We start from the raw sequence: 21965 nt of genomic DNA on the forward strand, positions 1-21965 counted from the left end.
CGTGCGGGAAGGCGGCGGACTCCCCGCACTGCAGCGACGTTTTTCGCGGGCCCCCTGCTTGCCAAAGCGGCAGCCGAGGCAGAGCATTCGGCTTTGCCGACCCAATCCAGGGCCGAGCTCCACAACGAGGAGGCGGCGAATGGGACAAGACCTGAGAAGTCCCCGCGGTCCACGGTGCATTGCGCTGGTGGGCCCTTTCCAAAGCGGTAAAACCACTCTGTTGGAGGCGATCCTGGCGCGGACGGGCGTGATCCCACGCGCGGGCAGCGTCGACGCCGGCACATCCGTCGGCGATGCCAGCCCGGAGGCGCGTCAGCACAAGATGAGCGTCGCCATGACGGCGGCGACCACGACCTTCATGGGCGACAGCTACACCTTCCTCGATTGTCCCGGCTCGATCGAATTCATCCACGACATGCGCGCGGCGCTGCCGGCGGTCGATGCCGCCATCGTGGTCTGCGAGGCCGACGAGAAGAAGCTGCCGCAATTGCAGATCATCCTGCGCGAGCTCGAGGAGCTGCGCATCCCGCGCTTCCTGTTCCTCAACAAGATCGACCGCGCCAATGCGCGCATCAGGGAGACGCTTGCCACATTGCAGCCGGCCTCGCGCGTGCCGCTGGTGCTGCGCCAGATTCCGATCTGGAACGGCGAGCTGATCGAGGGCTTCGTCGACCTCGCGCTGGAGCGCGCCTTCATCTATCGCGAGCACAAGGCGTCGGAAGTCGTTGGGCTCGAAGGCGGCGATCTCGACCGCGAGAAGGAGGCGCGCTTCTCGATGCTGGAGAAGCTCGCCGATCACGATGACGCGCTCATGGAGCAACTGCTGGAGGACATCCCGCCGCCGCGCGACGCCGTGTTCGACGATCTCGCGCGCGAATTGCGCGAGGGGCTGATCTGCCCGGTGCTGCTCGGCTCGGCGCTGCGCGAGAACGGCGTGCTGAGGCTGATGAAGGCGCTGCGCCACGAGGCGCCCGGAATCGCCGAGACCGCGCAGCGGCTGGGCGTGAAGGACGCGAAGGAGGCGCTCGGCTACGTCTTCAAGACGTTGCACCTGCAGCACGGCGGCAAGCTGTCATTGACGCGCCTGCTTTCGGGCCATCTCGACGACGGCGCGACGCTGCATGCCGCTTCGGGCGAGGCGGCGCGCGTGTCCGGCATCCTGGCTGCGACCGGCGCCTATGACAGCAAGCGCGCGGGCGCCGAAGCCGGCGACACGGTCGCGCTCGGCAAGCTCGATGCGGTCAAGACCGGAGATACGGTTGCGACCGGCAAGACGGCGCCGCTGCCGCTGGCAAAGGTCGAGGCGTGCCCACCCGTGCTGGCGCTCTCGATCGCCGCCGTGGACCGCAAGGACGACGTCAAGCTCGGCCAGGCCTTGCAGCGGCTCCACGAGGAGGATCCATCGCTGACGATGGTACAGAACCCGCGCACCCACGACACGGTGCTGTGGGGGCAGGGCGAGATGCATCTGCGCGTCGCGCTGGAGCGGTTGCGCGACCGTTTCGGCGTCAACGTGAAATCGCATCAGCCTGCGATCGGCTATCAGGAGACCATCCGCAAGCCGATCACGCAGCGCGGCCGCCACAAGAAGCAGTCCGGCGGTCACGGCCAGTTCGGCGACGTCGTGCTCGACATCAGGCCGCTGCCGCGCGGCGAAGGCTTCCGCTTTGCCGAGAAGGTGGTCGGCGGCGCGGTGCCGCGCAACTACATCCCGGCGGTGGAGGAGGGCGTTGTCGACGCAATGGCCCGCGGCCCCCTGGGCTTTCCGGTGATCGACGTCGAGGTCACGCTGACCGACGGCTCCTATCACAGCGTGGATTCGTCCGACCTCGCGTTCCGCACCGCGGCGCGGGTCGGCGTCGGCGAGGGGCTGCCGCAATGCCAGCCGGTGCTGCTGGAGCCGATTCACACCGTTGAGATTGTCTGCCCCACGGAAGCGACCGCCAGGATCAACGCGATCCTGTCGGCGCGGCGCGGCCAGATCCTGTCGTTCGACACCCGCGACGGCTGGCCGGGCTGGGATTGCGTCCGCGCGATGATGCCGGAGGCCGAGATCGGCGAGCTGATCGTCGAATTGCGCTCGGCCACGGCCGGCGCCGGCAGCTTCACTCGCCAGTTCGACCACATGGCCGAGGTGACGGGCCGCGCCGCCGACCACATCATCGCCTCCCACCGCGACGCCGCCTGAGCCGAACGCTCCGCGCCGAGCAGCACCGGCCCGTCATCCTCTCGGGATGGCGGGCCGGATCGCGTCGGGACCTTTGCTCGGGCGCGCAGGGAACAGTGGGCGAGGGCCGGTTCCAGCTTGCCTCCGAAAGCAATTTATGATGTATTTTACATCATTGTCTTTGTCTCAGACATCATTTATGGTGTCTGCTACGTGAGGCCATCGTGATCACGTCGTTCCAGATGCGAGCAGCCCGTGCGCTGCTCGGGATAGATCAGAGAACCTTGGCCGAGCTGGCCGGCGTGTCGCTGCCGACGATCCAGCGGATGGAAGCCTCCACGGGCAACGTCCGCGGCGTGGTGGACTCGCTGACCAAGGTCGTCGATGCGCTCAATCGTGCGGGCGTGGATCTGATCGGTGAGCATTCCCGCAGCGAGAATGGCGGGCGTGGTGTTCGCCTGAAGGACCCGGGGCCGCCCCGCCGCATGGGCCGTCAAACTGACATTGTGCGCGATGACGCGAGCTAGGCTCATCGCGCGGCACGGGGCCCCTGGGCGCTTCGTGTGGGACGCATCGTCGGCTGCGCCGCGGCCCGATGAGGCGACGGGAGCGTGATGGGCATGAGCATCGCAAACGAACACCGTTCGCACGGGCGGGTCGGACATCATGAGCCGACCTTCGCCGAGCTTTATTCCCCCAAACTCCTGACGGTCTTGCGCGAGGGCTACGGCCTCAGCGACTTTCGCGCCGACGCGCTGGCGGGCCTGACCGTGGCGATCGTGGCGCTGCCGCTGTCGATGGCGATCGCGATCGCCTCCGGTGTCTCGCCGGGGCGTGGTCTCTACACCGCCGTGATCGGCGGCTTCCTGGTCTCGCTGCTCGGCGGCAGCCGCTTTCAGATCGGCGGTCCCGCGGGTGCCTTCATCGTGCTGGTCGCTGCGACGGTCGATCGCCAGGGTCTCGATGGCCTGCTGATCGCGACGATGATGTCCGGCGTGATCCTGGTGATCGCAGGATATTTACGGCTCGGCACCTACATCAAGTTCATTCCCTATCCGGTCACGGTCGGCTTCACCGCGGGCATCGCCGTCATCATCTTTGCCAGCCAGCTGAAGGATCTGTTCGGTATCACGCTTGCGGGCAAGGAGCCGGGCGAGCTGCTTCCGAAGCTCACGGCGCTCGCGCATGGCGCGCCGACCGCGAGCATGTCTGCGGTCGTGACGGCCGCGCTGTCGATCGCGATCATCATCGGCCTCAAGCATCTGCGGCCGACCTGGCCCGGCATCCTGATCGCGGTCGTGGTCGCGGCCATCATCACCTTCGCGCTGCAGCTTCCGGTCGAGACCATTGGGACGAAATTCGGCGGTATCCCGCGCGAGCTGCCGGCGCCGGCGTTGCCGGCGTTCTCGCTCGCCAAGGTCCAGGCGGTGTTCCCCGACGCGATCGCCTTCGCACTGCTCGGCGCCATCGAATCGCTGCTGTCGGCCGTCGTCGCCGACGGCATGACCGGCCGTCGCCATCGCTCGAACTGCGAGCTGGTGGCGCAGGGCTTTGCCAATGTCGGCTCGGCGCTGTTCGGCGGCATCTGCGTCACCGGCACCATCGCGCGCACCGCCACCAACGTTCGCGCCGGCGCACGCGGGCCGGTGTCGGGCATGCTGCATTCGCTGTTCCTGCTGGTGTTCATGCTGATCGCGGCTCCGCTCGCGAGCTACATCCCGCTGTCGGCGCTCGCCGCGGTGCTGGTGGTGGTGGCCTGGAACATGGCCGAGAAGCACGAGTTCGCCACCCTGATCCGATCGTCCTGGGGCGATGCCACGGTGTTGCTCGCGACCTTCGGGCTGACGGTCTTCCGCGATCTCACCGAGGGCATCCTGGTCGGCTTTGCGCTCGGCGCCGTGCTGTTCATCAACCGCATGGCGCAGATGACCGGCGTCGAGGACAGCACGCCGCTGGTCGCGCAGGACCGTGCGGATTTCGAGGACAGCGCGCGGGTGCCCTACAATCCCAAGCTCAGCACCGACAAGGACGTGCTGGTCTATCGCATCACCGGGGCGTTCTTCTTCGGCGCCGCCTCGACCGTTGGCACCGTGCTCGACTCGATCGCCGACCGCCGCAAAGCCTTCGTGGTCGACTTCGCCGCCGTACCGTTCCTGGATTCGACGGCCGCCAACGCCATGAGCCGCGTCGCCGCCAAGGCCAGGCGCCAGGGCATCCGCCTGTTCATCACGGGCGCGTCGCCGACCGTGCGCCGGGCGCTGCTGACCCACGGCGTGCGGCCGCCGCTGGTGCGCTATCGCGAGACAATCGAGCGCGCCGTGGCCGACATCAAGGGCAAGGAGACGGCGCCGGCGGACGTCGCCGATGGGCTCGCCGCGAGCTGACACGCGACCTTAACGCCGCGTCGCCGTTTGGGCCATGGCGCCTCTCGGCCGCTGCGGCGCTTTCCCGGGGGGCGACTGCCGAGCCCCAGCATTGACTCCAGCCGGGGCTTGTCCGATGTCACGGCCATGACCCTCGCCGCCAAACCCCGCGCTGCGTGCCTGATCGGCTGGCCTGCCGCGCATTCGCGCTCGCCTTTGATCCATCATCATTGGCTGCACGAGCTTGGCATTGCCGGCGGCTACACCATCGAGGCGGTGCCGCCGGAAGAGCTGGCGGACTTCGTCATGCATCTCGACCGTCGCGGCTTCGTCGGCGCCAACGTCACGATCCCGCACAAGGAGCGCGTGCTGGAGCTGAGCGAGCCGGACGCGCGTGCCCGCGCGGTCGGCGCGGCCAACACGCTCTGGTACGAGGACCGCATCCTGCGGGCCACCAACACCGACGTCGAAGGCTTCATCGGCAATCTGGATGCCGCCGCCCCAGGCTGGGACCGCACCGACGAGGCGCTGGTGCTCGGCTCCGGCGGCTCGGCGCGGGCCGTCGTGTTCGGCCTGCTCGAGCGCGGCATCGGCCGCGTCCACGTCATCAACCGCACCGCGGCGCGCGCACAGGCCCTGGCTGATCAGTTCGGCAGCCATGTCGTTGCCGAAGGCTGGGACCGCGTCGGCGCGCTGCTGCCGCGCGCGGGCCTGTTCGTGAACACCACCTCGCTCGGCATGCACGGCCAGCCGCCGCTCGAGCTCGACGTCGAGCTGTTGCCGCAGCAGGCTGTCGTCGCGGACATCGTCTACGTGCCGCTGGAGACGCAGTTGCTCGCGGCGGCGCGGGCGAGGGGGCTGCGCACTGCCGATGGGCTCGGCATGCTGCTGCACCAGGCCGTGCGTGGCTTCGAATTATGGTTCGGCCGCCGTCCGCAGGTCACGCCCGAGTTGCGCGCGCTGGTCGAGGCCGATCTCACAAGGGCTTGAACGCGGAATAAGCGCAGATGGTCGGCGTCTCATTGATCGAGCGTCCGCGTAGCCCCGCATTGGACGCGGATGATCTTCTCTCGCCCTCGGAGCCCTGCATGTCCGCTCGTCTCGTCCTGATCCGTTCCGTCGCTTCACTCGCCATGGTTGCGGCTGTATCCGCGCTCGCCATTGCCCAGCAGGCGCCGGTGCCGACGCGCGTGCGCGGCGCCATCGAAAGCGTCGACGCCGACATGATGACGGTGAAAGCCCGCAGCGGCGAGATCTTCAAGCTGCGCATGGCCGGTGATCTGCGCGTTTCGGGTGTCGTCAAGGCGCAGCTTTCCGACATCAAGCTGGGCTCGTTCATCGGCGCCACCACGGTGCCCGGCCCGGACGGCGCGCCGAAGGCGGTCGAGATCCACATCTTTCCCGAGGACATGCGCGGCACGGGCGAAGGCTCGCGGTCGTGGGACCTGAAGCCGAATTCGAGCATGACCAACGCCACCGTATCCGAAAGCTCGGTCTCGACCGACGGTCACTCGCTGCTCGTCAAATACAAGGGCGGCGAGAAGCGGGTCGACATCGCGCCGGACACGCCGATCGTGACCTTCGTGCCCGGCGACAAGTCCGAGCTGACGGCCGGCGCGAAGGTGATGGCCACCGTCAAGCAGTTACCCGATGGCTCGCTCGAGACCAGCCGCGTCAGCGTCGGCCGCGATGGGCTGACGCCGCCGATGTGACCCAGCTCATCTGGAGCGTATGCCGCATCCTGACAAAAGGTGTCGTCCCTGCGAACGCAGGGACCCATAACCCCAGGATGGAGTGTCGGGGCACGCCAGGGTGTCTTAGTCTGAGCAGATGCCCAAACGCACCATGCAGTGGCGCGACCGCCCGAAATAACTGACAGCGGTGGCTATGGGTCCCTGCGTTCGCAGGGACGACAGCTTTTGCTTGGCAAGCGCTTCGGATCATCACGGTGTGAGACCAGCGTCATGCTTTGTCCCAACCGGTTAAGTGTCGATCAATCCGCCAGCACCTTCCGGTCGATCTCGGCCACCGTGTTGATGCCGCACAGGCCCATCGTCGTCAGCAGCTCGTTGCGGATGATGTCGATCGCCTTGGCGACGCCGGCCTGGCCCCCGGCGCCGAGGCCGTAGGCATAGGCGCGGCCGAGCATGCACGACTTGGCGCCGAGCGCGAGCGCGCGCATCACGTCCTGGCCCGAGCGGATGCCGCCGTCGAACATGATCTCGATCTTGTCGCCGACCGCTTCCGCAATGCCGGGCAGCACGTGGATCGAGGACGGTGCGCCGTCGAGCTGGCGGCCGCCATGGTTGGAGACGACAAGCGCCTGCGCGCCGGTCGCGGCCGCGAGCTTCGCGTCCTCGATGTCGTGGATGCCCTTGATGATCAGCTTGCCCGGCCAGATCGAGCGGATCCAGTCGACGTCCTTCCAGTTCAGCGAAGTGTCGAACTGCGCCGTGGTCCAGGCCGAGAGCTTGGTGAGATCCTCGGTGTTCTTCACGTGGCCGGCGATGTTGCCGAAGGTGCGGCGCTTGCCCTGCAGCACGCCCTGCACCCAGGCCGGCTTGGTGGCGAAGTCGAACAGCTTCGACAGCGTCCATTCCGGCGGCACGCTCATGCCGTTCTTGATGTCCTGGTGGCGCTGGCCGATCACCTGCAGGTCGACGGTCAGGCATAGCGCGCTGCACTTCGCGGCGATCGCGCGCTCGACCAGGGCCTTGATGAAGCCGCGATCCTTCATGACGTAGAGCTGGAACCAGAACGGCTTCTCGACGCTGCCCGCGATGTCCTCGATCGAGCAGATCGACATCGTGCTCTGCGTGAACGGGATGCCGGCGGCCTGGGCGGCGCGGCAGGCGTGAATCTCGCCGTCGCCGTGCTGCATGCCCAGGAGGCCGACCGGCGCCAGGATCAGCGGCATCGATGACGGCTCGCCAAGGATCGTCGTCGACAGATCCCGCTTGGACACGTCGACCAGAATGCGCTGGCGGAATTTGATCTTCTGCAGATCGTCGCGGTTGGCCCGCAGCGTCTCCTCGGCATAGGAGCCGCGATCAGCGTAGTCGAAGAAGGCTTTGGGCACGCGGCGCTTGTGCAGCAGGCGCAGGTCTTCAATGCAGGTGACGTGTTTCATCGCGCTCTTCGACTCCCCACCGACGTCTCGTTTCTTGGGCTCGGCAGTCATCTAGCATCTTTGCGGCGCCTGCCAAATCCAACTTGGGAACCGCCACGGCGTCCGGGCAAGACACGCAAACTGCGAGCGTTCCGCAACAGGACGTCAGGGGCCGCCGGAGCGAGCACATTCCTGCTGCGGGGGCACTCCGAGGGGGGCCCTCCGGAGCCGTCAGGTCGAGTGAAAAATTAGCCTTAACAATGACTTGCGGCGGCCGTGGCGGTTTCGTGGTAATGATTGATCACATTTTTTGAATCCATCTTAGCTTTAAGGCGACTATAACCCGCGGGCTGACCGGAGGGGCTTGCCATGTGATTCGCCCCCGCCGGTAACGAAATCCAGAAGCCGTTGCTGGGGGTCATATGAGCCGTAACTATTTCGGGACCGATGGGATTCGTGGCCGCGCCAACGGCCTGATCACGCCGGAACTCGCGCTCAAGGTCGGGCAGGCCGCAGGTCTTCTGTTTCAGCGCGGCGAGCATCGCCACCGGGTGGTGATCGGCAAGGATACCCGCCTGTCCGGCTATATGATCGAATACGCGATGGTGGCCGGCTTCACCTCGGTCGGCATGGACGTGCTGCTGGTCGGCCCGATGCCGACGCCGGCGGTCGCCATGCTCACCAAGTCGATGCGCGCCGATCTCGGCGTCATGATCTCGGCCTCGCACAATCTGTTCGAGGACAACGGCATCAAGCTGTTCGGGCCGCAGGGCTTCAAGCTGTCAGACGATGTCGAGAAGCAGATCGAGCAGCTGCTGGACGAGTCGCTCGACAAGAAGCTGGCGCAGAGCGCGAGCCTCGGCCGCGCCCGCCGCATCGACGGCGTGCATGATCGCTACATCGAATTCGCCAAACGCACCCTGCCGCGCGACCTCTCGCTCGACGGCCTGCGCGTCGTGGTCGATTGCGCCAATGGTGCGGCCTACAAGGTCGTGCCCGAGGCGCTGTGGGAGCTCGGTGCCGACGTGATCTCGATCGGCGTGGAGCCGGACGGCTTCAACATCAACAAGGAATGCGGCTCGACCTCGCCGGAGGCATTGTGCCGCAAGGTGCGTGAAATGCGCGCCGACATCGGCATTGCGCTCGACGGCGACGCGGATCGCGTGATCCTGGTCGACGAGCGCGGCCACATCGTCGATGGCGATCAGCTGCTCGCGGTCATCGCGCAGAGCTGGAAGGAAGACGGCCGCCTGGCGCGCGCCGGCATCGTCGCGACCGTGATGTCCAATCTCGGTCTCGAGCGCTTCCTGCAGGGGCAGGGGCTCGAGCTGGTGCGCACGCCGGTCGGCGACCGCTATGTGCTCGAGCGCATGCTGGCCGACGGCTACAATCTCGGCGGCGAGCAGTCGGGCCATATCATTCTCTCGGACTACGCGACCACGGGGGACGGCTTCGTCGCCGCGCTGCAGGTGCTGGCGACGGTGCAGAGGCTGCGCCGTCCGGTCTCCGAGGTCTGCCATCGCTTCGATCCGCTGCCGCAGATCCTCAAGAACGTCCGCTATCGCAGCGGCAAGCCACTCGACGCGGACGAGGTGAAGTCGGCAATCGACACCGGACAGAAGCGCCTCAACGGCCATGGCCGACTGCTCGTGCGCTCCTCCGGAACCGAGCCGGTGATCCGCGTGATGGGCGAGGGTGACGACCGCGATCTGGTCGAGGAGGTCGTCGACGAGATCGTTGCTGCGGTCGGCAACGCGGCTGCGGCCGCCGCATAATCATCAACCGTCATATTCGGCCTTTGCGGCCTGCCATCATCGTCTGATGGCAGGCCGCCGTTTTGTTGGCAGCTTGTCGTCCTGCGCGCGAGAGCGGTGGGCTCGGGTCTGCCGGCGCGATCCGCGGCTCGTCGTAAAGCGGGCAGGGGCCAGGACAGGGCGATGCATCGATGAAATCGGCCAATCGCGGCGGGCAAGTCTGCCAATCCGTTACGTCGTGCCCGGGCTTGACCCGGGCATCCACGACGTTCCTTCCGAGCGCAACAAGGACGGGGCTGGCCGAGACAGGCCGGCCACGACGATGTGGGAGCAGACGGCGCAAAACGCAGATCGCCATATGCGATCGCTCCGTCTGGAGAGAGGCGATGTCTACAATTTTAAGTTGAACTAATTAGTTGATGATTACTACGAAGACGAGACGGAGATGACGAATTGTTAGGAGGTGTTGCGCGGTCGTTAACGGTTCTTGTGCGCTCAGGAAATATCAACCTTAATAATTAGGGTTAAGCGCCGCTTAAGCATTTGGCGCGATTGTACGGTCGTCAGTTGTGATGTGGGGCCGGATTCTCGATCGCCTCACCGGCCAAAGGGACGAAGCCAATGCGTAGCGTTAAGTCTTTGATCGCCGCCGGAGCGGCCTCTCTGTTTTCAACTCTCGCCTTTGCGGCCGACATGCCCATCGCGCCTCCTCCGGTCTACGCGCCGCCGCCGGCGGCCGATTTCGGTGGCTGGTATCTGCGCGGCGACATCGGTTTCAGCAATCAAAAGGTCAAGGACGTTCATTACTCGCGCGAGTCCGCCTACACGCCGATGACGTCGTTCAACCAGACCTCGGCGTTCGACACCGCGGGCATCTACGGCGTCGGCGTCGGCTATCGCTTCAACAGCTGGTTCCGCGCCGACGTCACCGGCCAGTATCGCGGCAATTCGAACTTCAAGGCCACCGACCGCTTCAATGCAACGGCGGGCGGCGTGCCCTACAGCGGCATCGACAATTACAGCGGCAGCAAGTCCGAATGGCTGGTGCTCGCCAACGCCTACGTCGATCTCGGCACCTGGTGGTGCGTGACGCCGTTCATCGGCGCGGGTGTCGGCGGTGCGCGGGTGACGATTTCGAATTTCACCGACACGGGCATCAACAACCTGCCGTTCACGACCACGAGCTTCGCGACGGCGCCGACCTCCTCGAAATGGAATTTTGCTTGGGCGGCCCATGCGGGTCTCGCCTACAACGTCAATCCGAACCTGGTGTTGGAGCTGGCCTACAGCTACGTCGATCTCGGTCAAGGGCAGACCGGCGTTCTGTCCGACTATGTCGGCAACACCACCGGCAACGTCTTCAAGTTCAAGGACATCACCTCGCACGACCTGAAGCTCGGCGTGCGCTGGAATTTCGACCAGCCTCCGCCGCCCCCGATGATGCCGCCCTTGATCCGCAAGGGCTGAGCCGAGCGGTCCTCATCACTGTAAACAATCAAGCGGCGCGGGCGTCCCGCGCCGTTTGGCGTTTCTGATCCCGCTGTTCGAACGCCTCCGCGCTGAAAGAATTTCCGTGCTGAGCGCTGCGACAACGAATGATTAAGGTTAACGCGCGATGATCGGAACAGAGAGTTCAAGTGCTGATTGGAGCGTTGCGATGCGTAGCCTGGTGGTGGCGGTTTCGGTGTGCGGCATGATCTCCGCGGCGCAGGCCGCGGATTTGTCCGACCTTCCGATCCTGCGGGGCGGCCTGACCGAGGGCCTGAACAATTCGCGGGTCAACTGGGACGGCTATTACGTCGGCGTCCAGGGCGGCTACGGCTCGTCCGATGAAAATTTCAACGGCTCGACCAAGAACATCACGGCGGCGGTGCTTGCCAACACGCTGATCGAGAGCCAGATGCAGGTATCGTCGTGGAACCCCAATCTCGGCAAGCAGTCCTCGCGCGCATCTGGCTTCGGCGCCTTCGTCGGCTACAACAGTCAGTGGGACGACGTCGTGCTCGGCGTCGAGGCGAGCTATCTGCATGGCAAGTATGGCGGCATGGCCTCTTCGAGCCGCACGCTTGTCAGCACGGCCGCACTGTCTGACGGCAACTTTCACGCCGTGACCTCGACGCAGTCCTCGCAGATCTCGATCACCGACATGGCAACGATCCGGGGGCGTGCCGGCTATGCAATGGGCTGTTTCCTGCCTTATGGGTTCTTCGGCCTTGCGCTCGGCAATGCAGATCTCGGCCAGTCCGTGACGGTTCAGGATCGAGTCAGCACCACTTTCCTCGGGACCTACACGCCGCTCGCGCCGCTCAGCGCCAACAACATTCAGCACAATCACCTGATCTATGGCTACAGCGCCGGTCTCGGCGTCGACGTCAATCTCGTCGGCGGCCTGTTTGCGCGGGCCGAATACGAATACATCCGCTTCACCTCGACCGTCGACACCAGCATCAACACGGTGCGCGCGGGCCTCGGCTACAAGTTCTGAGCTGTTTGCAAGCCTGTCCTGAAAGCTCATGTCCATCATGATCCGGCCTGCGCAACGCGACGACGTCGGCGCCATTGTCGCCATGCTCGCCGACGATCATCTCGGCCGGGCGCGGGAGCGTGTCGAGCAGCCGTTGCCGCAGTCCTACTACGACGCATTCGAGGCGATCGTGCGGGACGCGAATATCACCCTGGTCGTCGCCGTGGAGGCGGACAGGGTGGTCGGCTGCCTGCAACTCTGCATCCTGCCCGGGCTCAGCTCGCAAGGTGCGTCGCGCGCGCTGATCGAAGACGTTCGGGTCGCAATCGACCGGCGCAGCCGGGGCATCGGCGAGCAGCTGCTGCAATGGGCGATTGCCGAGGCCCGCAGCCGGCGCTGCAATCTGGTCGAGCTCATGACGCATCAGAGCCGCACCGACGCACAGCGCTTCTATGAGCGGCTCGGCTTCGCCAAGAGCCATTTCGGCATGGTGATGCGATTCTGATCTAATCAGAGCGGCAGGCGGTAGGCTGCGACGGCGTTGGGGCCGAAGGCCATGTCGCGGACCTCGGCACCGAGCCGGGCCAGGCAGTGCTGGAGCGCCTGCTTGATTTCGCCATAGCTGCCGGCGAGCAGACACACCGGCCAGTCCGAGCCGAAGATCAGCCTGTCGGCGCCGAAGCAGCGTGCGACGTGCGCGACATAGGGAAACAGCCGCTCGGCATCCCAGTCGGTCCAGACGGCTTCCGTGGCGAGCCCCGACACCTTGCACCAGACATTGCCGCAGGCCCCGAGCTCGGCGATGCGATCGGCCCAGTCCTGATCGAACCCGGTTACGATCGGCGGCTTGGCGGCGTGGTCCAGCACGAAGCGTGCTCTTGGAAACGCGCGCACGGTCGCGATCGCCGCCGGCAGCTCGCGCGTGCGCACCAGCAGATCGTAGGTCAGGTCGTGCGCGAACACGATGTCGAGGCCGCGCCTGACATCGCCGCGATAGATCCACGCCGGATCGGCCTCGTCATGGACTTGGTGGCGGATGCCGACCAGCCTGTCGCCGCCGGGCAGGCCGCGCAGCCTGTCGATCGTCGACCCTACCGATGGATCGCTCAGGTCGACCCAGCCGACGACACCGGCGACGAACGGCGTCGTGTGCGCGATGCGCAGGAATTCCTCGGTCTCGTCGAGCGACGACCGGGTCTGCACCAGGATGCTGGCGTCGAGGCCATTTTCGGCGAGCAGCGGGGCGAGGTCGGCGGGACCATACGGACGGCGGATCGGCGCCAGCGCGTCGCCGGCCATCCACGGATAGTCGGCGCGGCCGGGATCCCAGAAATGCTGATGCGCATCGATGACGCGGCTCATGGCGCCTCTCCCGGCAGCGGTGCGCGCGCATCGATCAGATTGCTGGCGCGCAGGTCGCGCCAGAACGTGTCGGGGATTCGCGCCTGCGCCAACGCGATGTTGTCGGCCGCCTCGTGCGCATTGCGCGCGCCCTGCAGGCCGACGGTGACGGCGGGATGGGCGAGACAGAACTGGATCGCGGCGGCCTTGAGCTCGGTGCCGTGTTGCTTGCACAGGGCGTCGAGCTGGCGCGCGCGGGCCACCAAGGCGGCATCGGCATCTTCGTAGTTGAACTTCGCGGGCCCGTAAGGATTGGCGAGGATGCCGCTGTTGTAGATGCCGCCGAGAATGATGGCGATGTTCCTCGCGCGGCAGATCGGAAACAGCGCCGTCAGCGCGCCCTGGTCGAGCAGCGTGTAGCGGCCCGCCAGGAGAAAGCAGTCGACCGGAACGGCCTCGGCGAAGCGCGCCAGCATCTCCGACTGGTTCATGCCGGCGCCGATCGCCTTGATGCTGCCGTCGTCGCGCAGCCGCTGCAGGGCACGGAAGGCGCCAGCCACGGCTTCGTCATAGTGATCGTCGGGATCATGGACGAGCAGGATGTCGACGCGATCCAGGCCGAGCCGAACCAGGCTCTCCTCAACCGAACGCATCACGCCGTCGTAGGAGTAATCGAACTGCGGCCGCAGCGGCGGTGTGCCCTTGTAGTGCGGATCTTCGCCCGAGGCGGCCGGGTCCGGCCGCAACAGCCGGCCGACCTTGGTCGAGATCACGTAGCTGTCGCGCGGCTGCCGGCGCAGAAATGCACCGAGCCTCTGCTCGGCGAGGCCGAAGCCGTAGAGCGGCGCGGTGTCGTAGAAGCGCACCCCGCGCGCCCACGCCGCAGCGATCGTGGCTTCGGCATCGCCATCGCTGACCGGCTCGAACAGGCCGCCGAGCGGCGCCGTGCCGAGGCCGAGGCGGGTGATGTCGAGCGGGCTCCTCCCGAGACGGACGCGTTCCATTGTTCTGTCCTTGTTGTTCGGCGCGTACAGATCGCGTCATTGTGCATGGATGCGTTCGGCGAGACAATGACGTCGCTTGGTGCAGCACAACGAAGAGGAGAGGACGATGTCGGCGATCAATCCACTCACGGCCTTCGGTGTCGCCCTAGCGACTGCAGCGACCGATGCGGTTTACGTCATGTTCACTTCGGCGGTCGTTGCCAAGCGGCGAGTGTCAGCGGCGACCTGGAGCTCGATCTGGTACATGCTCTCGTCCTTCGCCGTGATCAGCTACACCGAGAACTGGATCTACGTCACGTTTGCGGCGGTCGGCTCCTGGATCGGCGCCTATGCCTCGATGACCTTCCTGCATCGTCCGCCGGCTGGTCAGGCACCGGTCGGTGCCGCACCGGAATGAATTGCATTCGCTTGCATGCCAGCACGACTGCGTGAACGCCGACAAGAGGGCGCGAAGTTCCTTGACGCGGAACGACCCTTCCCGTATTCACGCCGGCGGGACACCTCCCCCCAACGGGAGGCTTACTATCTGGAAGGATAGACGATGACTGCAGCGAAGCCCTCGCAGCGGCCTGCCGTGCCGCATTTCTCCTCCGGCCCCTGCGCCAAGCGCCCCGGATGGACCTCCGAAAATCTCAAGGACGCTCCCCTCGGCCGTTCGCATCGCGCGAAGATCGGCAAGGCCAAGCTCAAGCTGGCCATCGAGCTGACGCGCGACGTTCTCGAAGTGCCGGCCGACTACAAGATCGGCATCGTGCCCGCATCCGACACCGGCGCGGTCGAGATGGCGCTATGGTCGCTGCTCGGTGCGCGGCCCGTCACCACGATCGCCTGGGAATCCTTCGGCGAAGGCTGGGTCAGCGACATCGTCAAGGAGCTCAAGCTCAAGGACGTCACCAAGCTGCACGCCGGTTATGGCGAGATCCCCGATCTGTCGAAAGTCGATCCGGCAAGCGACGTGGTCTTCACCTGGAACGGGACCACGTCGGGCGTGCGCGTCCCGAATGCCGACTGGATCAGCGCGAGCCGTGAAGGCCTGACGATCTGCGACGCCACCTCGGCCGCCTTCGCGCAGCCGCTCGACTGGCCGAAGCTCGACGTCGTCACCTTCTCCTGGCAGAAGGCGCTCGGCGGCGAGGCCGCGCATGGCATGCTCATCCTCTCGCCGCGCGCGGTGGAGCGCCTCGAGACCTACAAACCGGCCTGGCCGCTGCCGAAGATTTTCCGCCTCACCAAGGGCGGCAAGCTCAACGCCGGCATTTTCGAGGGCGAGACCATCAACACGCCATCGATGCTGTGCGTCGAGGACTATCTGGACGCGCTCAACTGGGGCAAGTCGATCGGCGGCCTCAAGGCGCTGATCGCCCGCGCCGACGCCAACACCAAGGTGCTGGCCGACTGGAAGGCGCGAACGCCGTGGATCGATTTTCTCGCCAAGGATCCCGCCATCCGCTCCAACACGTCAGTGTGCCTCAAGGTCGTCGATCCCGCGATCACATCGCTGTCGGCCGATGCCCAGGCGGAGTTCGCCAAGAAACTGGTGTCGCTGGTCGAGAAGGAGAACGCCGGCTTCGACTTCGCGCACTACCGCGATGCGCCGGCCGGCCTGCGCATCTGGTGCGGCGCCACCGTGGAAGCCAAGGACGTCGCGCTGCTGACGCAGTGGATCGACTGGGCTTTTGCCGAAGCCAAGGCCGCGCTGCCCAAGGCGGCCTGACCCACGCTCGTCGTGCCGTCATTGCGAGCGCAGCGAAGCAATCCAGGGCCACGAAGAAAGTCTGGATTGCTTCGTCGCTCCGCTCCTCGCAATGACGAAATTCAAGACGCGTAGGGTGGGCAAAGGCGCGAAGCGCCGTGCCCACCATCAACGTCAACCGACGCGAAAGACGGTGGGCACGCTGCGCTTTGCCCACCCTACGATTCGATTGCTTCCACCCATTCCGGCGCCGATGCGCTGTCCCTCTCTCGCGAGAGGCGTGAAGGAACATCGTCATGTCCAAACCCAAAGTTCTCATTTCCGATGCGCTGTCGCCGGCTGCCGTGCAGATCTTCAAGGATCGCGGCATCGAGGTCGACTTCCAGCCCAATCTCGGCAAGGACAAGGACAAACTCGCCGACATCATCGGCGACTATGACGGTCTTGCGATCCGCTCCGCGACCAAGGCCACGGCCAAGATCATCGAGCGCGCCAAGCGGCTCAAGGTGATCGGCCGCGCCGGCATCGGCGTCGACAATGTCGAGATTCCCGCGGCGACCGCCAAGGGCATCATCGTGATGAACACGCCGTTCGGCAATTCGATCACGACCGCCGAGCACGCGATCACGATGATGTTGTCGCTGGCGCGCGAGATCCCGCAGGCCGACGCCTCGACCCAGGCCGGCAAGTGGGAGAAGAACCGCTTCATGGGCGTCGAGATCACCGGCAAGACCCTGGGCGTGATCGGCTGCGGCAATATCGGCTCGATCGTCTGCGACCGTGCGCAGGGCCTGCGCATGAAGGTGATCGGGTTCGATCCGTTCCTCACCGAGGAGCGCGCGCTCGATCTCGGCGTCGAGAAGGTCGAACTCGAGGAGCTGCTGAAGCGCGCCGACTTCATCACGCTGCACACGCCGCTGACCGACAAGACCCGCAACATCATCGATGCCGCGGCGATCGCCAAGATGAAGCGGGGCGTGCGCATCGTCAATTGCGCGCGCGGCGGCCTGATCGACGAGCAGGCGCTGCTCGAGGCCCTCGACAGCAAGCATGTCGCGGGTGCGGCGCTCGACGTGTTCGCCGAGGAGCCGGCGACCAGCAATCCGCTGTTCGGTCATGCCAATGTGATCTGCACGCCGCATCTCGGCGCTTCGACCACGGAAGCGCAGGAGAATGTCGCGCTGCAGATCGCAGAGCAGATGTCGGACTACCTGCTCACCGGCGCGATCTCGAACGCGATCAACTTCCCGTCGATCACCGCGGAAGAAGCGCCCAAGCTGAAGCCGTTCATCGCGCTCGCCGAGAAGCTCGGCTCGTTCGCGGGCCAGCTCACCGAGAGCAGCATCACCAAGATCCAGATCACCTATGAAGGCCATGTCGCGGAGATGAAGACCAGGGCGCTGACCTCGGCGGTGCTGGCCGGTCTGCTGCGGCCGATGCTGGGCGAGGTCAACGTGGTGTCGGCACCGGTCATCGCCAAGGAGCGCGGCATGGTCGTCGACGAGGTGCTGCGCGCCGGCGAGAGCGACTATGAGAGCCTGATCACGGTCGCGGTCACCACCGAGCATCAGGAGCGCGCGGTGTCGGGCACGGTCTACGCCGACGGCAAGCCGCGTCTCGTCGACATCAAGGGCATCCGTGTCGACGCCGAGTTCGGCAAGTCGATGATCTACGTCACCAACGAGGACAAGCCGGGCTTCATCGGCAAGTTCGCAAGCCTCCTCGGCGACGCCAAGATCAACATCGCGACCTTCCATCTTGGCCGCGTGGCGCCGGGCAGCGACGCGATCGCGCTGGTCGAGGTCGACGGTGCGGTGCCGGCCGAGCTGCTCGGCAAGATCCAGGCATTGCCGCAGGTCAAGCAGGCCAAGGCGCTGGCGTTCTGATGACGCGCTAGAGCGCGCGGTGCTTCTTGGTTGAATCGACTTAGCCGCTGGCTCAGTTCACCTCTCCCGTCAAGCGAAGCTTCGCTTCGCCAGAGCGGGGGAGGTCGGCGCGAAGCGCCGGGTGGGGGCTCCCTCCACTCGGGCAGCCTCAATTGAGGAGACACCCCCACCCCAGCACTCCCCCGCAAGCGGGAGAGGGAGCGCACATCCTTCGCGGTTCGCAACCAGACCTCAACTCTTCACGCGCTGGGCCAAATTGACCGACCGGAAAGGGGCAGCACGGCACCGTGGCCGTGCTGCCTTTTTCTGTGCTCGTCTGTGCTCGGCGGAATTTCAACGGCAAGCTTTGCGGTCACACGATTTGAACCCGCGGACCTCTCGTGGCGTCTAACGCCCCGCAAGGGACCGGCTCCTCCGGTTCTCAGGGCTGGGATACGGAGAGATCGATGGCAATGCGAACGACGTGGCTGGTTACGACAACTCTCGTTCTCGGTGCCTCGCTGGCGGCGGCGCCGGGCCATGCTGCAAACCTCGACACGACGTCCACCGTTGATGCCGTCACCGTGTATCCCGACGGCGCGACCGTGACCCGGGTCATCTCGCTCGACCTTCCCGCCGGCGACACGACGGCGATCGCCAAGGACTTCCCGCTCGGACTCGATGCGTCCTCGCTTCGCGTGGAAGGCGAGGCCGGCGCCAAGCTCGTGATCGGCACCGTCGACGCCAAGCCACCGCGTGCGGCGCCGCCCGTCAACCTGCCCGACATCGACAAGCGCATCGAAGCGCTGAAGGACGAGCGCGCCAATCTCGATGGCACGATCGCCGCGGCCCTGGCGCGCAAGAAGTTTGCCGAGCGTTTTGCCGAGGCGTCACCGGCCGGGCTCGGCGAGAAGGGCGAGGCGCGTCCGATCACAGAATGGCGTGCCGCGTTCGCCGCCGTTGCCGACGAGGTTGGACAGGCCGACGCGGCGATCCGTGATGCCGAGCGCAAGCAGCGCGAGATCGATCGCGAGATCGCGCGCCTGCAGGACAATCTCACGACGAAGCCCCCGAGCAAGCTGGAGGTGCGGATCGAATTGTCGGCTGCAGCAGCGACCAAGGCGACCTTGCGCGTGACCTACGCGGTGCGCAATGCCCGCTGGGTGCCGCTCTATGATGCCCGCCTCGACACCTCGGCGAAGGACCGCAAGCCGGCTCTCGAACTGGTGCGACGCGCCGAGATCCAGCAGGCCACCGGGGAGGACTGGTCCGAGGTCGCGCTGACGGTTTCGACGGTGCGGACCGGACGCGGCGGCAGCGCGCCCGAGCTCAGGACGATCATCGCGCAATATCCGCCGCCGCCACAGCCAGCGCCGAAGCCGGCCGCCGTCAGCGCCGCGCGAGGACTCATGGAGAGCCGACAGGAGTTTCGCTTTGGCGGAGGGACGACGTTCGGAGATGTCGCGGACAAGGCCGTCGAGCAGCAGACGGTTGCGGAGATCAGCGCCTTTCAGACCGTCTTCCACCTCCCCGGACGCGTCAGCGTCGGTGCCAATGATGGCGCGAAGAGCCTGCGTATTTCTAGCGCGACGATCACGCCCGAACTGACGATCCGTTCGGCGCCCGTCATCGATCCCACCGCCTATCTCGAAGCGAGCTTCCCGCAGAACGAGGAGGCACCGCTGCTGCCGGGCAAGGTCTCGATCTATCGCGACGGCATGTTCGTCGGCACCAGCAGACTGGCGTCGGCGGGCAAGGACGAGGTCGTTCATGTCGGCTTCGGGGCCGACGACAAGGTCAAGGTCGAGCGCAGCGTCGTCAAGCGCAACGAAGGCTCGGCCGGCCTGATCGTGACGACGGCGAAGATCGACGAGCGCACCTTCAAGACGACGGTCCGCAACGCTCACGACTTCCCGGTGAAGGTCGCGATCCAGGATCAGCTGCCGGTCAGCGAGAACGAGGAGATCGTGGTCGAGATGCTGTCCGCGACCACGCCGCCGACGTCGACGAACGTGCGCGATCGCCGCGGCGTCGTCGAATGGGTCATCGACGCCAAACCGGGCGAGGCCAAGGATATCGCCTTCGCCTGGCGGGTGCGCTGGCCGAAGGACAAGTCGATCGTGATGCAGCCGTCGGGTTGAAGCGGGGCGTGAGGCCACCGGCCGGCGCCGTTTGATCCATGACAAGCCGCCCGGTCCCGCTCCTGTTATGCGCGTGGGAACCCGTTCGATCACGTCCTGTCCGGCCGTGATCGAACTCGACCGAGAGCGCCGCCATGGAATCCGACCCGAACACCCGCAAGCAGGCCGTCGCCGTCGGCTACATCTTCCTCGCCGGCGTCGGCATGCTGCTGCTGCAATGGCTGCTGACGACCTACAACACGGTCGAAACCATTCCCTATAGCCAGTTCGAGCAGCTGATCGAGCAGGGCAAGATCACCGAAGTGGCGGTTGGCCAGGACACGATCCAGGGCAAGTTCAAGGACAAGCAGCCGGACGGCAAGACCTCGTTCATCACCACGCGTGTCGATCCGCCGTTGGCGGCGAAGCTGGCCGCGAAGGGCGTGACGGTGACCGGCGTACCCTCGGGCGGGCTGATTCAGGCGCTGCTGTCCTGGGTCGTGCCGGCGCTGATGTTCTATCTGATCTGGGTGTTCCTCGGCCGCAAGGTGATGGACCGCCAGGGCTTCGGCGGCCTGATGTCGATCGGCAAGTCGCGCGCCAAGGTCTATGTCGAGACCGACACCAAGGTGACCTTCGCCGATGTCGCTGGCGTCGACGAGGCCAAGTTCGAGCTGCAGGAGGTCGTGCAGTTCCTGAAGGATCCGAAGAGCTATGGCCGGCTCGGCGCACACGTGCCCAAGGGCATCCTGCTGGTCGGCCCGCCCGGCACCGGCAAGACCCTGCTCGCGCGCGCCGTCGCGGGCGAAGCGGGTGTGGCGTTCTTCTCCATCTCCGGATCCGAATTCGTCGAGATGTTCGTCGGCGTCGGCGCCGCGCGGGTGCGCGACCTGTTCGAGCAGGCGCGCAAGGCCGCGCCCTGCATCATCTTCATCGACGAGCTCGATGCCCTCGGGCGCAGCCGAAGCGGCGGCGGCCAGTTTGGCGGCTACGACGAGAAGGAGCAGACGCTCAATCAATTGCTGGCGGAGCTCGACGGCTTCGACCCAAGCTCCGGCGTCATCCTGCTCGCCGCGACCAACCGGCCGGAGATCCTCGATCCCGCACTCATGCGCGCTGGCCGCTTCGATCGGCAGGTGCTGGTCGACCGTCCCGATAGGGGCGGGCGGCTTGCCATTCTCAAGGTGCATGTCCGCAAGATCACGGTCGCCGACAGCGTCGATCTCGACAAGGTCGCGGCCCTGACGACCGGCTTCACCGGCGCCGACCTCGCCAACCTGATCAACGAGGCTGCGATCGCGGCGACGCGCCGCAAGGGCCACGAGGTGACGTTCGACGATTTCACGATGGCGATCGAGCGCATCGTCGCCGGCATCGAGAAGAAGAGCCGCGTGCTCAGTCCCGCCGAGCGCCGCCGCGTCGCCTATCACGAGATGGGGCACGCGCTGGTCGCAGCCAATCTCGTCGGCGTCGATCCGGTGCAGAAGGTCTCGATCATTCCGCGCGGCGTCGGCGCGCTCGGCTACACGATGCAGCGCCCGACCGAAGATCGCTTCCTGCTCGCGGTCAGCGAATTGAAGAACCGCATCGCCGTGCTGATGGGCGGACGGGCTTCCGAGCAGTTGATCTTCGACGGCGACGTCTCGACCGGTGCCGCCGACGATCTGCAGCGCGCGACCGAGATCGCGATCGAGATGGTCACCAAATACGGGATGGATGCGACCGTCGGGCAGCGCACATACGCGCCGCGTCCACAGGTCTCGTTCCTGCAGCCACAGGATCAGATCGTGTCGGCGGCGGAGGAGACCGGCCGCGAGATCGATCTCGCCGTGCGGGATCTGATCGCAGACGGCGGCGCCCGCGCTCGCGCGATCCTCGAAAGCCATCGCCCGGACCTCGAGCGCGGCGTCACGCTCCTGATCGCCAAGGAGACGCTGACCGCCGAGGAGTTTGCGCCGTTGCGGCCGGCCTCCGCTGCGGTCCCGGTCCGGGATGCCGTTGTCTCGAGCTGATCCGGGTTTCTACGGGGGACGTTCGCAACCGAAATCTAACCATCGCCTGATCAGTTGACCAGCAGCTCACCTT

At 66.0% G+C, this 21965-nt stretch carries 17 protein-coding genes; 14 read left to right on the forward strand and 3 right to left on the reverse strand.

Features of this window, described 5'->3' with window-relative positions:
* Positions 1–139: 139 nt before the first annotated feature.
* The 5 genes from QX126_RS24100 to QX126_RS24120 all read left to right on the forward strand — a co-directional run bounded on the left by QX126_RS24100 (position 140) and on the right by QX126_RS24120 (position 6242).
* Positions 140–2188 (forward strand): elongation factor G, encoded by a 2049-nt coding sequence (locus QX126_RS24100; protein WP_315771870.1) that lies wholly within the window; start codon positions 140–142, stop codon positions 2186–2188.
* 203 nt (positions 2189–2391) lie between these two features.
* The gene (locus tag QX126_RS24105) at positions 2392–2694 is read left to right on the forward strand and encodes a helix-turn-helix transcriptional regulator (protein ID WP_315757334.1); all 303 of its coding nucleotides are present in this window, start codon (positions 2392–2394) and stop codon (positions 2692–2694) included.
* 93 nt (positions 2695–2787) lie between these two features.
* On the forward strand, positions 2788–4551 hold the full coding sequence (locus QX126_RS24110; RefSeq protein ID WP_315784136.1) for a SulP family inorganic anion transporter: 1764 nt from the start codon (positions 2788–2790) through the stop codon (positions 4549–4551).
* Positions 4552–4677: 126 nt separating this feature from the next.
* A complete protein-coding gene (locus QX126_RS24115) occupies positions 4678–5520 on the forward strand; it encodes a shikimate dehydrogenase (protein WP_315771871.1) in 843 nt (280 codons plus the stop codon).
* Positions 5521–5663: 143 nt separating this feature from the next.
* Positions 5664–6242 carry a hypothetical protein gene (locus tag QX126_RS24120; protein WP_315784236.1) on the forward strand — a complete coding sequence of 193 codons (579 nt, stop codon included), beginning with the start codon at positions 5664–5666 and terminating at the stop codon, positions 6240–6242.
* A 281-nt stretch (positions 6243–6523) separates the two neighbouring features.
* On the opposite strand, the gene QX126_RS24125 is transcribed toward QX126_RS24120, so the two are convergent.
* Positions 6524–7660, reverse strand: a complete 1137-nt coding sequence (locus tag QX126_RS24125; protein ID WP_315784139.1) for an alpha-hydroxy acid oxidase — start codon at positions 7658–7660, stop codon at positions 6524–6526.
* 401 nt (positions 7661–8061) lie between these two features.
* Here QX126_RS24125 and glmM point away from each other — a divergent pair, with 401 nt between their 5' ends.
* The 4 genes from glmM (at position 8062) to QX126_RS24145 (ending at position 12362) form a co-directional block, all read left to right on the forward strand.
* Positions 8062–9414 carry a phosphoglucosamine mutase gene (gene glmM, locus QX126_RS24130; RefSeq protein WP_315733925.1) on the forward strand — a complete coding sequence of 451 codons (1353 nt, stop codon included), beginning with the start codon at positions 8062–8064 and terminating at the stop codon, positions 9412–9414.
* 600 nt (positions 9415–10014) lie between these two features.
* The gene (locus tag QX126_RS24135) at positions 10015–10860 is read left to right on the forward strand and encodes an outer membrane protein (protein WP_315778051.1); all 846 of its coding nucleotides are present in this window, start codon (positions 10015–10017) and stop codon (positions 10858–10860) included.
* A 190-nt stretch (positions 10861–11050) separates the two neighbouring features.
* Complete coding sequence (locus QX126_RS24140; RefSeq protein WP_315733923.1) at positions 11051–11878, forward strand: outer membrane protein; 828 nt, start codon at positions 11051–11053, stop codon at positions 11876–11878.
* Positions 11879–11906: 28 nt separating this feature from the next.
* On the forward strand, positions 11907–12362 hold the full coding sequence (locus tag QX126_RS24145) for a GNAT family N-acetyltransferase (RefSeq protein WP_315733922.1): 456 nt from the start codon (positions 11907–11909) through the stop codon (positions 12360–12362).
* A gap of 5 nt (positions 12363–12367) precedes the next feature.
* Here the strand turns inward: QX126_RS24145 and QX126_RS24150 are convergent, their stop codons facing one another.
* Together QX126_RS24150 and QX126_RS24155 are read right to left on the reverse strand one after the other, a co-directional pair.
* Positions 12368–13219: an amidohydrolase family protein gene (locus tag QX126_RS24150; protein WP_315784142.1), complete on the reverse strand. Its 852-nt coding sequence runs from the start codon at positions 13217–13219 to the stop codon at positions 12368–12370.
* A complete protein-coding gene (locus tag QX126_RS24155) occupies positions 13216–14202 on the reverse strand; it encodes an aldo/keto reductase (protein ID WP_315784145.1) in 987 nt (328 codons plus the stop codon). The genes QX126_RS24150 and QX126_RS24155 overlap by 4 nt, the downstream gene beginning before the upstream one ends.
* A 106-nt stretch (positions 14203–14308) precedes the next feature.
* Here QX126_RS24155 and QX126_RS24160 point away from each other — a divergent pair, with 106 nt between their 5' ends.
* The 5 genes from QX126_RS24160 to ftsH all read left to right on the forward strand — a co-directional run bounded on the left by QX126_RS24160 (position 14309) and on the right by ftsH (position 21892).
* Complete coding sequence (locus QX126_RS24160) at positions 14309–14599, forward strand: hypothetical protein (RefSeq protein ID WP_315784148.1); 291 nt, start codon at positions 14309–14311, stop codon at positions 14597–14599.
* Between the two features lie 144 nt (positions 14600–14743).
* Complete coding sequence (locus QX126_RS24165) at positions 14744–15916, forward strand: phosphoserine transaminase (protein WP_315784151.1); 1173 nt, start codon at positions 14744–14746, stop codon at positions 15914–15916.
* A 275-nt stretch (positions 15917–16191) separates the two neighbouring features.
* The gene (gene serA, locus QX126_RS24170; protein WP_315784152.1) at positions 16192–17781 is read left to right on the forward strand and encodes a phosphoglycerate dehydrogenase; all 1590 of its coding nucleotides are present in this window, start codon (positions 16192–16194) and stop codon (positions 17779–17781) included.
* 452 nt (positions 17782–18233) lie between these two features.
* The gene (locus tag QX126_RS24175) at positions 18234–19901 is read left to right on the forward strand and encodes a mucoidy inhibitor MuiA family protein (protein ID WP_315784238.1); all 1668 of its coding nucleotides are present in this window, start codon (positions 18234–18236) and stop codon (positions 19899–19901) included.
* 134 nt (positions 19902–20035) lie between these two features.
* Positions 20036–21892, forward strand: coding sequence for an ATP-dependent zinc metalloprotease FtsH (ftsH, locus tag QX126_RS24180; RefSeq protein WP_315733916.1), 1857 nt, complete (start codon positions 20036–20038; stop codon positions 21890–21892).
* Positions 21893–21965 lie beyond the last annotated feature (73 nt).

Source organism: Bradyrhizobium sp. SZCCHNPS1003 (assembly GCF_032381555.1).
Lineage (GTDB): Bacteria > Pseudomonadota > Alphaproteobacteria > Rhizobiales > Xanthobacteraceae > Bradyrhizobium.